General features: G+C 53.4%; 13 protein-coding genes. 3 read left to right on the plus strand and 10 right to left on the minus strand.

Annotated elements, in window-relative coordinates; genetic code table 11:
* Positions 1-4 precede the first annotated feature (4 nt).
* Positions 5-277: a hypothetical protein gene (locus ACGHAD_RS09070; protein ID WP_339615174.1), complete on the plus strand. Its 273-nt coding sequence runs from the start codon at positions 5-7 to the stop codon at positions 275-277.
* On the opposite strand, the gene msrA is transcribed toward ACGHAD_RS09070, so the two are convergent.
* The 9 genes from msrA to ACGHAD_RS09115 all read right to left on the minus strand — a co-directional run bounded on the left by msrA (position 274) and on the right by ACGHAD_RS09115 (position 8,733).
* A complete protein-coding gene (msrA, locus tag ACGHAD_RS09075) occupies positions 274-882 on the minus strand; it encodes a peptide-methionine (S)-S-oxide reductase MsrA (protein WP_382416634.1) in 609 nt (202 codons plus the stop codon). The two genes, ACGHAD_RS09070 and msrA, sit on opposite strands and share 4 nt — an antisense overlap.
* A gap of 68 nt (positions 883-950) precedes the next feature.
* Positions 951-1,946 (minus strand): YhdH/YhfP family quinone oxidoreductase, encoded by a 996-nt coding sequence (locus tag ACGHAD_RS09080; protein ID WP_382415536.1) that lies wholly within the window; start codon positions 1,944-1,946, stop codon positions 951-953.
* Between the two features lie 115 nt (positions 1,947-2,061).
* Positions 2,062-3,132, minus strand: a complete 1,071-nt coding sequence (gene sohB / locus ACGHAD_RS09085) for a protease SohB (RefSeq protein ID WP_339615172.1) — start codon at positions 3,130-3,132, stop codon at positions 2,062-2,064.
* A 57-nt stretch (positions 3,133-3,189) separates the two neighbouring features.
* Positions 3,190-3,843, minus strand: a complete 654-nt coding sequence (locus ACGHAD_RS09090; RefSeq protein WP_382415534.1) for a cation/multidrug efflux pump — start codon at positions 3,841-3,843, stop codon at positions 3,190-3,192.
* A gap of 27 nt (positions 3,844-3,870) precedes the next feature.
* Positions 3,871-4,686 carry an NAD(+) diphosphatase gene (nudC, locus tag ACGHAD_RS09095; RefSeq protein ID WP_382415532.1) on the minus strand — a complete coding sequence of 272 codons (816 nt, stop codon included), beginning with the start codon at positions 4,684-4,686 and terminating at the stop codon, positions 3,871-3,873.
* Between the two features lie 16 nt (positions 4,687-4,702).
* A complete protein-coding gene (locus tag ACGHAD_RS09100; protein ID WP_382415530.1) occupies positions 4,703-6,418 on the minus strand; it encodes a pilus assembly protein in 1,716 nt (571 codons plus the stop codon).
* Between the two features lie 194 nt (positions 6,419-6,612).
* Complete coding sequence (gene dnaQ, locus ACGHAD_RS09105; RefSeq protein WP_339615168.1) at positions 6,613-7,389, minus strand: DNA polymerase III subunit epsilon; 777 nt, start codon at positions 7,387-7,389, stop codon at positions 6,613-6,615.
* A gap of 43 nt (positions 7,390-7,432) precedes the next feature.
* Entirely contained in the window at positions 7,433-7,867 is a 435-nt protein-coding gene (rnhA, locus tag ACGHAD_RS09110; RefSeq protein ID WP_382415528.1) for a ribonuclease HI, read from the minus strand.
* Positions 7,868-7,884: 17 nt separating this feature from the next.
* Positions 7,885-8,733 carry a methyltransferase domain-containing protein gene (locus ACGHAD_RS09115; protein WP_339615166.1) on the minus strand — a complete coding sequence of 283 codons (849 nt, stop codon included), beginning with the start codon at positions 8,731-8,733 and terminating at the stop codon, positions 7,885-7,887.
* Between the two features lie 86 nt (positions 8,734-8,819).
* Between ACGHAD_RS09115 and gloB the strand changes: the two genes are divergently transcribed.
* Entirely contained in the window at positions 8,820-9,599 is a 780-nt protein-coding gene (gene gloB, locus ACGHAD_RS09120; protein ID WP_382415526.1) for a hydroxyacylglutathione hydrolase, read from the plus strand.
* A 107-nt stretch (positions 9,600-9,706) separates the two neighbouring features.
* Complete coding sequence (locus tag ACGHAD_RS09125; RefSeq protein WP_382415524.1) at positions 9,707-11,296, plus strand: LysM peptidoglycan-binding domain-containing protein; 1,590 nt, start codon at positions 9,707-9,709, stop codon at positions 11,294-11,296.
* Here the strand turns inward: ACGHAD_RS09125 and ACGHAD_RS09130 are convergent.
* On the minus strand, positions 11,280-12,893 hold the full coding sequence (locus ACGHAD_RS09130) for an ABC transporter ATP-binding protein (protein WP_382415522.1): 1,614 nt from the start codon (positions 12,891-12,893) through the stop codon (positions 11,280-11,282). The two genes, ACGHAD_RS09125 and ACGHAD_RS09130, sit on opposite strands and share 17 nt — an antisense overlap.
* Positions 12,894-12,897: the final 4 nt, after the last annotated feature.

Below are 12,897 nucleotides of genomic sequence, written 5' to 3' on the forward strand. Positions count from 1 at the left end.
CTCTGTGACGATAACCATGGTCAAAAAAGTACTCGCCGACGGCTCGCCTTGCCGTAAATGTGCTGACGTCATGGCTAAGCTTGAGCAAAGCGGCCATATCGAGCGTATTGATAAGATTGTGATTGCCGATGAGACCGACCCAAACAGTGAGGGCATGAAGCTAGCGCGCGAATATAACGTAGACCGCGCGCCGTTTTTTATTGTGCAAGAAGATAACCGCGCCGCAAAAATCTACACGGTCTACTACAAGTTAGTGCTAGAGGTTCTAGATGCCTAACCGGGGCAACTAACCCCGGTGCCGGCCAAGCCACAATAGCCGTTGGGGTTTTTCGCCAAATACTGTTGGTGATAAGTTTCGGCATAATAAAACTCGACACCGACCTTTATTTCTGTGGTGATATCGCCCCGCCCTGCCGCTGTAAGCGCGTCCTGGTAGGCTTGCCGACTTTGCTCTGCAGCGGCGCGTTGCGCCTCACTGGAAAGGTACAGGCCCGAGCGATACTGAGTGCCACTGTCGTTGCCCTGTCGCATACCCTGAGTGGGGTCGTGAGCCTCCCAGAACACTTTAAGCAACGCTTCAAAGCTCACCTTGGCAGGGTCAAACACCACCAGCACAACTTCGTTATGCCCAGTCATGCCGCTGCAAACCTCTTCATAGGTCGGGTTTGGCGTGTACCCTCCGGCATACCCGACCGCAGTGGTGTAAACGCCGGCCGTTTGCCAAAACAAACGTTCAGCGCCCCAAAAGCAACCAAGTCCGACCACCAGTTGTTCATATCCGGCAGGAAACGGCGGTTTGATACTGGTGCCGTTTACCGCGTGTGTCGGCGATACGGTGATAGGTTGGTCACGTCCGGGTAGTGCATTTTCAGGTGACGGCATTATCGATTTTTGGCGATTTTGAAACACGGCAATCCTCCAAAAGAAATTGTTTTTTAGCTGACGGGTTGTTAATCAACACGCACGAGGTAGCGCCCACGAGAACGCCCGGCGCGCATACTAGCAAGCACATCGGGAACCTGCTCGAGGGTGATTTCTTCACACATGCTTCTAAGCGATGCAGGTTTAAGATCGGTCGCGAGATGCAGCCACAACTTACGTTTATAATCGTTGGCTTGCTCGGCCGAATCCACACCCAGCAACGCGACCCCCCGTAAAATAAACGGATACACGGTTGCCGCAAAGTCCGCGCCGGAAGCCAAGCCACACGCTGCTACGGCACCCTCGCGCTCGGTCGCTTTAATAATATTAAACAGCGCATCGCCGCCCAAGGTGTCGATCGCGCAGTCCCACTGGGGTTTTAACAGCGCTTTCTTGTTGGCTTCTAGCCATTCGGCCGATGAAATCACCTCGGTTGCCCCCAGCGCCCTTAAGCTATCGTGCGCCTGGGTTTTACCGCTCATGGCAATGACTTGAAAGCCAAGCTTTGCCGCCATCGCGGTGGCAAGCGAGCCAACCCCACCCGATGCCCCACTAACCAGCAAGCGGGTATCGCTAATGGCTTTATGCTGCAGGCGCGCCAGCTTATCGAGACACATGGCGGCGGTGAGCCCCGCGGTACCAAAGATCATTGCCTCAGGTAAATCTAACTGCGGTGGGCACGGACACACCCACTGCAGCGGCACGCGGCAATACTGAGCCAGGCCGCCGGGGGTATTCATGCCAAAATCGTAACCGCTGATAAGCACCCGGTCGCCCGGCCGATACTGATTGGTACTGTCTGAGACGACTTCTCCGGCGGCGTCAATGCCGGGCGTATGAGGAAAGTTACGGCTAACGCCCGGCTTGCCGATGGCACCCAGCGCGTCTTTGTAGTTTAAATCGCTGTAATGCACACGAACCAGAATATCGCCATCTGGCAACGTGCTTGCAGGAACTGACTCAACGGCGACACTAAAGTCGTTATCGTCGCCACGATGAATTCTAAGGGCACGGTAATCTTGCATAGCGGTTCTCTCTCGCGATTAAGGTCCATCGTTAAGCCGCCGCCAGCACTAAGTTTTGTGCCTCATGCCCAAAGCTCTTACTTGACCCAGGGTAAGGGTCAAGTAAAGCGTTAGCTTAAAACCAACGCTTTGGTTGCATACGGGTAATCCAACGACTAAACAAACGGTCTACTGAGCTCTCGGCAGCTATGCCGAGACGTTCGGGTAATGACTTTTTGTGGGTAAACTCTACGGCAAAAATATCGGTGTCGGGGTATTGGGACCACAAATAGCCATCACTGGTTTGAATGTGATCAATCAGCTGCATCTCTAGCGCCTTAGAACCATACCAGATTTCACCGGTGGCTACTTTATCGACATCGACAGCGGGCCGATGTTCACCAACAAACGCCTTAAATAGCACATGGGTTTGCTCTAAGTCGTCAGTAAACTTTTCACGCCCCTTCTCAGTGTTTTCACCAAACATGGTTACCGTGCGTTTGTATTCGCCGGCGGTAAACATCTCGTAATCAATATCGTTCTTTTTTAGCAGACGGTGGAAGTTAGGCAGCTGCGCGACCACACCTATCGAGCCAAGTACGGCAAATGGCGCTGCGACAATTTTGTCGGCCACACAAGCCATCATATAGCCACCGCTGGCCGCGACTTTGTCGACACAAACCGTTAACGGTATGTTGCGCTCAGTAATACGCGTCAGCTGGCTCGCTGCCAGACCGTAACTGTGCACCATGCCCCCACCACTTTCGAGCTTTACCACAACTTCATCGCGCTCGGTTGCGACACCTAAGATCGCGGTAATTTCCTCGCGTAAACTGCCATTGGCCGACGCTTTAATATCGCCATCAAAATTTAAAACAAACAAGCGTTTTGGTGTGTTGGCCGCCTCTTCGATCGCTTTGCTGTCGGCGTTTTTTTGTTCTCGCTTTTTGTCTTTTTGCAGTAATTTTTCTTTTTTCTTTTTAAGTTTTTGCTCTAACTTAATAGCCGCCGAATCAAGTACCTCAGCTTTAATAATGTCAGAGTACTCATCGTAAGTGTCATTGAGCTTAGTAACTTCAATGTGGCCTTTATCTGAGCCTCGGCCGCGCTGCTTGCTGCTCACAATAAGCGCTAAAACAATAGCAAAAGCCACCACAATGGTGACGGCTTTTGCTAAAAACATTCCGTAATCTGCTAAAAATTCCAAAAACTTTACTCCCCAAATCAATCGTGTTTGTCTTTCTCAGTGTTATTAACCTACGCGTTAGCGCCAAGTGCCCACAGCCTCGCGCGCGGAGTCATTCATGGGGCGCGTAACCAGGCCGGTGCCCGATAAACTCACCTCAAATAAAGCGCCATCTGCCATGGGCAAATAAGTAGCACTGCCGTACACCGCATCGACAATAGGCAAGGCATCTCTGCCTTCGCGCAACCAGCGCCATACGTCGACGCCATAACGGCTTTCGTGAAACGAGTATACGGTTCGGTCGGCGTTGCGCTCTTGCTCTAATGAGTAGTAGCGGCCACTGAGACGATCAAGCCGATACCCCGGTTTGACGCCCCAATTAGCGACAATACCAGTCCACTTAATGATGCGCGCGTCTAGCTGCCATTGATCGCCGGCAATTTGGTACTTTTGCTCATTGCCTTCTTCGTCGGCAACGGTCACATTGAACAGCGCATCTTTAACCTTTTCGAAACTTAAAGTGGCCACCATATGCTCTTTTTGTATTTGCCGATAACTAAAAATATCCAAAGCGACAAAAGCAAACAAAACCGCCAGCCCTAGCAGTGCTAAGCCAAACATGCCGCGCAACCAGCCAAGCACCCATGAGTCCTTAAACAGCAATTTGGCCGCCGAATAGGCCACGAGCAGGCAGCACAGCGCCGCCGCAACCGCAATTACGCTATAAACCATAGTGACTGGCCTCCTTTAGCCAATACGCTAGCGGGCTTTATCATCCGCTGACATCTCACAGCGTTGTACAAAACCATCGATGAGTTGACGTGCTATCGTCCCGACGGGCGGCACCTTGGGCAAATCACGATAGTGATACCAGTGCGCCTCTTTAATTTCATCCGGCTGCGGCACAATACTACCGCTATCGTAGTGGGCGTAAAAACCCAGCATTAATTGTGCGGGAAACGGCCAGCTCTGACTGTTCATATAGGTGAGCTGAGTGACGTTTAAGCCAACCTCCTCCTGCACTTCTCTGACGACGGTTTGTTCGATTCTCTCGCCCGCCTCAACAAACCCTGCCAGTGCGGTATAGGTGCCGGTACGCGAACGCTGGTGCTGAGCCAACAGGCAGTATTCACCCTTGGTGACCAAGACAATGATACAGGGAGTTTGGGCCGGGTAATAACGAATATGGCAAACCGCGCAAATACGTACGAGCTCGCCTTTGGCCAGTAGCTCTGACTGCGGCGCGGGCAGCTCGGCACCGCAACAAGAACAAAACCGATGACGTTGCCACCAGTGTCCAACCTGTAGCGCCCGACTCGCCCAAAACAGAGCGCCGGAGTCAAGCTCATCAAGCAGCTCCCGGAGGCTGATCCAGTGCTCTTTCGCTAACCATTCTGGTGCATCTGAAAGTGCAATCCAGTGCTTTGCCGCGCTGTCGGTTTCGGGCAAATCGATCCGAAAGCACGCACTAGTGCCGCCAGGCTTTACCTGACTAGGCCGGCCCGCGGGCAGCCATAGCTGGCCGCCGCTAACCGGCCAGTAGTAATCAGTGGCAGCAGCGCTATTCAGGCTCACAACTATCGCGGCCCTCTCATGGGGCGACGGGGTAGCCTAGCGCTTGTAAGCTTTCTTCGGCGATTTGCAACACACTGGTATCGGCACCCTTCTCCGATTTAATCGCGTCCAAGTAGTACTCAAGGCTAATCACGGCATCGGCAAAGGTTTCTAGCAAATGCTGCACTGCGGGCAACTGCTCGCCGCCCAGCAGTGCCTCGTTGACAAACGCCTCGCACGCGGCGACCACTTTAGCGGCGCGAGGCAGCGCCAACACTAACATTCCACCGCGCACGGTAGAGAGTGTTGAAGAGACGTTTTTGATGTGGCCTATGTCGTAGTTAGACTCTGAATAGCTATTAAGCGCACGCTTGATCATCGCCAGACCCGACTCGGCCTCCTCGATCACCAGCGTTTCGGCCTCGTGAATTTGGCTGTTCGACAAAACCTCTTCGCGGGATAACGCATTGAGCGCTGCCAGCTTTTCTTCTGACAGGTTCATTCGCGCCAAGCCACTTACGGTGCTTTCGATATACAGTAGTGTGTCGGCAACACCGAGCAGGTCATCGGGGCTGGCCTCGATAGTTTCATTTTGCCAGCCGGATATTTTTTCAATTTCTGTACGTAACGAGTTGCTGGGGGCCACCAGACCGACCACCGATAGTATTTCGGCAATCTTTTTTAACGTTTCGGGTAACTCGGGGGTCTCTTTAAGCATCTCGATACCGCCCTGAGCGGCGCGCTCTAAGATGTTTTTACTTGCGCGTAACTCCTCCTGGAGCACGGCAGTCATGGAGGTTACCGTGGTAGCACTGGGTCCTTTTAGGTATTCCTGTTCTCGTAGCAGCTCTACCTCACTATACGCCAGCCGACTGACGTTATAGGCTTTTAAAATCGCATCTGTTTTAGAGCTGTCGCGATGCGCCAGCGCCACCAAATAAACCAACTCTTTTAACAGCGCTGGGGCAGCAGCGCGATCTAGCACCGCATCGCCTTCAAACTGCACCCGCTTGAACTCGCGGTCGATGGCGCCTAGCAGCATCTTGCGTGACTTATTAAGCTGCAGTTTACCTTCGGCAATGGCGCCAATCATCTCGGCGCCCACCCACCACAGTTGGGCCATGGGGCGACCAGCTGTGACGCTATCGAGGCGCTCTAAGGCGCGCACCATCATCCCCAGAGAAGGCTTTACTTGCTTGCCTTGTAACACACTAAGCATGGCCACCTGATACATATGGCGGATGCGGCGGACAAAGTGGCGAAAGTCTTCGGGGATATCGGCGGCGGGCTGCTCGGGTCGCTGGCAGTGCTCTAAATCGACTTGAAAATAGTAGCTCATGGGCAGCAGCGGCTCGCGCCGTGCCGCGCGCAAGTCGTTAATATGGGGAATCAAGAGTACCGCCATACTGCGGCCTGTCTGGGTGCAGTACTCTAAATAACGCGGCAGGATAAAAAACACCGAGGTGATGCGTTCAAGTTTTTCGTGAGTTGCGGCGCCATCGCCCAAGGGGATATCGGTAATATGTTCAACCAGCTCGCTCGCCAGGGTGTCAACGCCCCTCAGCTGAAGTAGATTTAAAGTGCCGCGAATTTGTTTAATGTCATCAATGCAGTTTTGCAGCAACTCACCATCGTTAGGGTCGCTGGCAAAGCGCTCAAGCCGATTGGCCGCCGACTCAATAGTCGCCACCAGCTCATTTTGCACTAGCTTTAAAGAGGAGGGGTTAAAACGCTCAGCGGTGTCTGTAGTCACTGTTATTTTCCTGCTGGTATGGGTCGATCCGAACACTCCGGCGCGGATAGCTCTTTTTGTGTACAACCAATGCATTAATGCTGTAAAGATAGAATCTACATTAACTTATTACAAAACTCTAAGGCAATCCAATTAAGTACTCAACCTTTGCGAGCAGATGCCAAAGCTGTCGCATTTATGGGCGCATTGACCGCTTAATCGTTACCCGGGGCGACCTCACCCAGAGCTTCGCCCGTCGATAACCACAAACACTGACCATCACTGGCGCTATTAATGGCGGCGAGCTTCTCTTGATGCCGCACCAGCTCTTGCTCGTCAGCGCGCAGCACTGGCAACGGCCGACGACCACTGTCTAAACGTTTAATCTCGGAGCCTGACGCCTCTTCCCCGCCGTCACTGCCATCGCCACCACCCAGCATAAGCGCCGTTTGGCCACCAGTCATAAGTAAATAAACGTCGGCAAGGATCTCGGCATCCAGCAAAGCGCCGTGCAGCTCGCGCTGTGAGTTGTCGACCCCATAGCGCTTACACAACGCATCCAGGCTGTTTTTCTGACCGGGATGCTTGCCGCGCGCCAGCATCAGCGAGTCGACGATGCTGTTGTTTAAGGCAATAGTGTTGTGGCGCGCGTCCATACGGCGCAGCTCGGCATCGATAAAGCCAATATCAAAGGGCGCATTGTGAATAACCAGTTCAGCGCCGGCGATAAACGCTAAAAAATCCTCGCGTATTTGCGCAAATACCGGCTTGTCAGCCAGCATCTCGTTGCTGATACCATGCACCTCCATCGCCCCTGCGTCGATCTCACGCTCAGGATTGATGTACTGATGATAGTGTTTTCCCGTCAGTTTGCGGTTGACGACCTCGACACAACCGATCTCGATAATACGGTGCCCTTGCGTGGCCTCAAGGCCTGTCGTCTCGGTATCGAGTACGATTTGGCGGGTGACGGTATTGTCTGATGTGCTCATAATAACCTGCTAAAAATAAAGGGGATTTACCGCCGCGGCGCCATTAGCGCAACTCGTCAATACCGCGATTGGCCAGCTGATCCGCGCGCTCGTTCTCGGCGTGACCGCTATGGCCTTTTACCCAGCGCCAATCTATTTTGTGGCGATTACTTTGTTCATCCAGAGCCTGCCATAAATCGACGTTTTTTACCGGTTGCTTAGAGGCGGTGCGCCACCCTTTGCGCTTCCAGCCTGCGAGCCACTCGGTAATGCCTTTGCGCACATATTGCGAGTCGGTTGTTAACACTACCTCACAGGCCTCTGTAAGTGCCTTGAGGCCTTCAATGGCCGCCGTCAGCTCCATACGATTATTGGTGGTGTCACGTTCGCCACCACACAACTCTTTCTCTTGTCCTTCAAAGCGCAACAATGCCCCCCAGCCCCCTGGCCCGGGGTTTCCACGACAGGCGCCATCTGTATATATTTCTATTTTTTTCAATTAGTTACCATTACTTGTTAATGTTTTTTATGATCGCTCAACACGCTTTTTAAATGTTTCTGCTGTGAGGTGGAGCTTGTTGTACGCGTTGCGTCGCGCCCGACTTTACTGGGCACCGAGGCGGCACTAAAGCCTCGCAGTTCAACATTGTTCCAGCGTGGCTTGAGTGGCAATACGGCTGGCACATCTTTGCGCACGGTCACAGCGTAATAATTGCCCCAAGGCGCTCCGATACGCCGCAACCAGGACTCAATGCTGCGCTGGTTGTTTTTAGAGCGGGGCCAAAATTGGCCGCGGGTTACGCTAACCGGCACTAAATCCAGCAGTTTGCACCAGTCGTGTAAACGACCCCAGCGCAGGCTCTGGTGGCCACCCTCAGGCGCATTGCCAAACCAGCTGCGCAAAAAGCGCAAAGCGCCGCCAAGGCTCCAAGGATTAAAGCCGATAATAACAATATGACCACGGGCAATGGTTGCTCGGGCCACCTCGGCCAATAGTTGGTGGGGGGTTTGGCTAAAATCCAGCACGTGGTGCAGCACAAACACATCCACCGACTCAGGCGCTAGCGGCAACCGACCATAGTCGCAGCAGCCGGCCTCTGCACCGCCAGGCTGTGCGCAAGGGTTGAGCGCAAAGGTATGGGCAATGCGGCTATTACCGGTTAAGCGCAACCCACGGCCCACGCTAAGTTGGCACAAATGATACCCGAACAGGCAAGCAAGTGCTTGATCAATATCATCTTTTTCACACGCCAATAGCGCTTGCCCCGGCGCTGAGGCGAACCAATCGGTCAACGCTGGTACCGCCTCGGCTGCTGGCCGAACGTCGCGACGCGACTTGATGTTTTCTTTTACCCGCTCGAGCATGTGCACCTCCACGGTATGATCTCGCCTCTTTAGCCTGATAAAATACCAGTATTCGTCAGTGCAAAGAAGCCAACCGGAGTGAGAGTATGCAGATTTATGGCCTACCGGCACTTGAGACAAATTATTTTTGGCTGTTACAGCCAGACCCTAAAAGCTCAGATGCCTATATATTTGACCCGGGCGATGCCGCGCCCGTGCTCGCCGCGCTCAAACAACGCGAACTCACTCTGGCAGGTATTGTACTCACCCACCACCACTGGGATCACACAGACGGCATCGACGAGCTACTCGAACACCACCAAGTGCCGGTTTACGGCCCACACAGCACGCGCATCCCGCAGGTGACGCAGCCATTGGCGGAGGGAGATACCCTTGAACTTGGCGGCACCCAGTGGCGTATTCTGGCCACACCCGGCCACACTCTCGACCATATCGTTTACTACCGGCCCGACGCCAAACCCAACGGTGTGCTGATTGCCGGTGACACACTTTTTGCCGGTGGCTGTGGCCGAATGTTTGAAGGCGACCCCGAGCGGTTTCAGCAGTCTTTGGATAAGCTCGCACAGTTACCCGCTAATACCACCCTGTATTGCTCCCACGAGTACACCGTGGCCAACTTGGTATTTGCCCAAGCCGTCGAGCCCGAAAACCCCGATATTGCCGCGCGACTTAACAGTGCGCGCAAAAAGCGCGAGCAGCACCAGCCAACCGTTCCCAGCACGATTGCCCTAGAACTTGCCACCAACCCCTTTTTACGGTGCACGCAGGCCCCGGTGGTAGCCAGCGCCAGCGAATACAGCGGCTGCTCGCAAGACTCCGCCGCCGATGTATTCGCAGTCTTAAGGCGCTGGAAAGACGGTTTCTAAGCCAATTGACCCAGAAGAGCCAAACCCCTAGAATCGGCTGAATTTCGCGCGAATAATAGGATGTTAGCAAGCGTGAACCATTTACGCTAAAACGCTAAAGTGACTCAATGACTGCTGTATCTCGTATTGCCCTACTGTGCTTATTTTCAGTGATTTTAAACGGATGCAGCAGCATCCTCGCCGAAAACGACGACTTTCAAGAACCTATTGGCGCAGACGATGAGGCGCCGGAAGAAACCCAGCCGGTAGCCGTTAGCGCACCCCCTATTGCCGCTCCCAAGCCCGCCCCTGCCGAGCTAACGCTGCTCGATCGCATGACGGCCGGCTTTGTTTTGTCTGAGCTAGATCACAAACGTATCAATCAATATGAGAGCTGGTACGCAAGCCACCCAGAATACATAGACCGCGTATTTGAGCGCGGCCAACGCTACCTTTACTACATTGTTCAACGCCTAGAAGAGGAAGGCCTGCCATTAGAAATAGCCCTGCTGCCTGTGGTGGAAAGCGCCTTCGACCCATTTGCCTACTCTCACGCGACCGCTGCAGGTATGTGGCAGTTTATGTCTGGCACCGCCGGCGATTACGGCTTAAAAGAAAACTGGTGGTACGACGGTCGACGCGATGTAGTGGCCTCAACCAACGCTGCCATTAGCTACTTAAAGCGAATGCACTCGCTGTTCGACGGTGACTGGCTGTTGGCCCTGGCCGCTTACAACACCGGACAAGGCCGTTTGGCGCGCGCCATCAGGGCTAATAAACGCGCGGGTAAACCTACTGACTTTTGGTCGCTCAAGCTCCCGCGCGAAACCCAGGCGTACGTCCCACAACTGCTGGCGCTCTCTCAAGTAGTGGCAAACCCTAAACACTACAAAATTACCTTACCTGAGATCTCCAACGCACCCTATTTTGTCGCTATCGATATCGGCTCGCAGCTCGATTTAGCCCAAGCCGCTGAGCTGGCCGACATCACAATGGAGGAGCTCTACCTATTAAACCCCGGCTTTAACCGCTGGGCGACGGACCCGGCCGGCCCGCACCGGCTGCTGATACCCAGCACACACGCCGAAAGCTTTACTGCGGCATTGGCCGGAGTGGAGCCATCCCAACGCATCAGTTGGGAGCGGTACAAAATTCGTTCGGGTGACAGTCTTATCCGCATTGCCAACAACCACAACACCAGTGTAGAGGCCCTTAAAAGCGCTAATCAGTTGCGCTCGTCGCGCATTCGCGCCGGCGATGTATTGCTGATTCCAACGGCCAGCGCTGGTGCCGATTACTACGAGCTGAGCGCGATCCAGCGCCAACTCGGCACCCAAAGCCGATCTAAGAGCACTAGCGGCGAGAAAATCAGCTACACCGTGCGCAAGGGCGATAGCTTTTGGCGAATTGCCAATAACCATCAAGTCAGTGTCAGCTCGTTGGCGCGCTGGAACGGCATGTCGCCGCGCGACACCATTAAACCTGGGCAAAAGCTGGTGGTGTGGAGCAAAAATGTTAAGGACCAAACCGGCGATGACGATGCTGTGGTGCGCAAGCTATCCTACAAAGTAAGAAACGGCGATTCGTTGGCGCGGATTGCCAGTCGCTTTAACGTCAGCATTAAAGATATTACCCGCTGGAACAAAGTATCGACTAAAAAATACATTCACCCCGGCCAGCAACTTACCCTATTTGTTGACGTTACAAAGGGTCATTAGCTGCCGCTAGTAAGGCTTTAGAATAGGGGTGCTGCGGCTGGTTAAATATACGCTCGGCAGCGCCCTGCTCTACCACCTTGCCATCTTTCATAATCATAATGCGATGGCTCATGGAGCGTACGACGCTGAGGTCGTGACTGATAAACAAATAGGATAAACCGTACTCGCGCTGCAGTCGCTGCAACAAATCAACAATGTCTTTTTGCACCGAACGGTCCAGTGCCGAGGTCGGCTCATCAAGCACCAACAAGCGTGGTTTTAACACCAGCGCGCGAGCAATAGCGATACGCTGACGTTGACCACCGGAAAACTCGTTGGGGTAACGGTGGCGCAATTCAGGATCGAGCTGAACCTCGCGCATCGCGTCAATCACGCGCGCTTCCAATTCTGTTTTACTATAACGCTCGTGTACTTTTAACCCCTCAGCGATAATTTGCAGCACTGACATTCGCGGGCTCAAGCTGGCGAACGGGTCCTGAAATATCATCTGAATATGACGTCGTAAAGGTTTCATTTGCTTGGCGCTAAGGTGCAATAAGTTACGCGAGGCGTTTTCGCCAGCAAGAGTAAAGTGCACGTCACCCTCACACTTAATCAGCTGCAACACAGAGCGCCCTAATGTGGTTTTACCTGAGCCACTCTCGCCCACAATGCCCAGAGTTTCGCCTTCAGCCAATGTAAAACTAATATCATCTACGGCTTTAACGTAGTGCTTTACTCGCCGCAACAACCCTGTACTAACACCAAACCAAGTACGCAAATGATCGACCGTTAATAACGGGTTAGCTTGTGCAAGTGGCGCTGGCGGTGCGCCCGGCTCTGCCGCCAGCAGCTGCCGGGCATAGTCGGTTTTAGGGTTATCAAACACCTCGGCGGTTGCGCCACGCTCTAAAAGCTCACCGCGACGCATAATCATCACTCTGTCTGCCAACTTGCGTACGATCCCCAAGTCATGGGTAATAAACAACACCGACATCCCCAACTCTTTTTGCAGACGCTTTAAAAGACGTAAAATTTGCGCCTGTACGGTTACATCGAGAGCGGTGGTCGGCTCATCGGCAATCAGTAAGTCCGGCTCGTTTATCAGCGCCATAGCGATCATCACACGCTGGCGCTCACCGCCACTTAATTCGTGCGGAAGCGCACTCAAGCGTTGCTCGGCATTGCGAATCTCAACTCTTTGCAACCACTCCAGCACTTTAGGGCGCGCTGCCGCGCGCTTTGTACCTTTGTGTAAATACAGCGATTCAGACAACTGCTTTTCAATGCTCTGCAGCGGATTTAAACTCGTCATCGGCTCCTGAAAGATCATTCCAATAGAGCCACCGCGAATCCGATTTAGATGTCGCTCGTCCGCGCGCAACAAATCGTGCCCAGCAAACGATATTTGCCCCGAGTCATACCGCACAGCGCTGGGGTTGAGTAAGCGCAAAATAGACTGCGCAGTAACGGACTTACCCGAGCCGCTCTCACCCACCAGTGCCAACACTTCACCGGGTAAAACATCAAAACTAACATCGCGTACCGCAGGTGTCGCATCGGTCGCCCCATGGAAGGTTAAGGTAAGGTTGGTAATACTAAGTAAAGGCTGATTCATAATC

It is taken from the genome of Gilvimarinus japonicus, from assembly GCF_042847215.1.
GTDB lineage: Bacteria > Pseudomonadota > Gammaproteobacteria > Pseudomonadales > Cellvibrionaceae > Gilvimarinus > Gilvimarinus japonicus.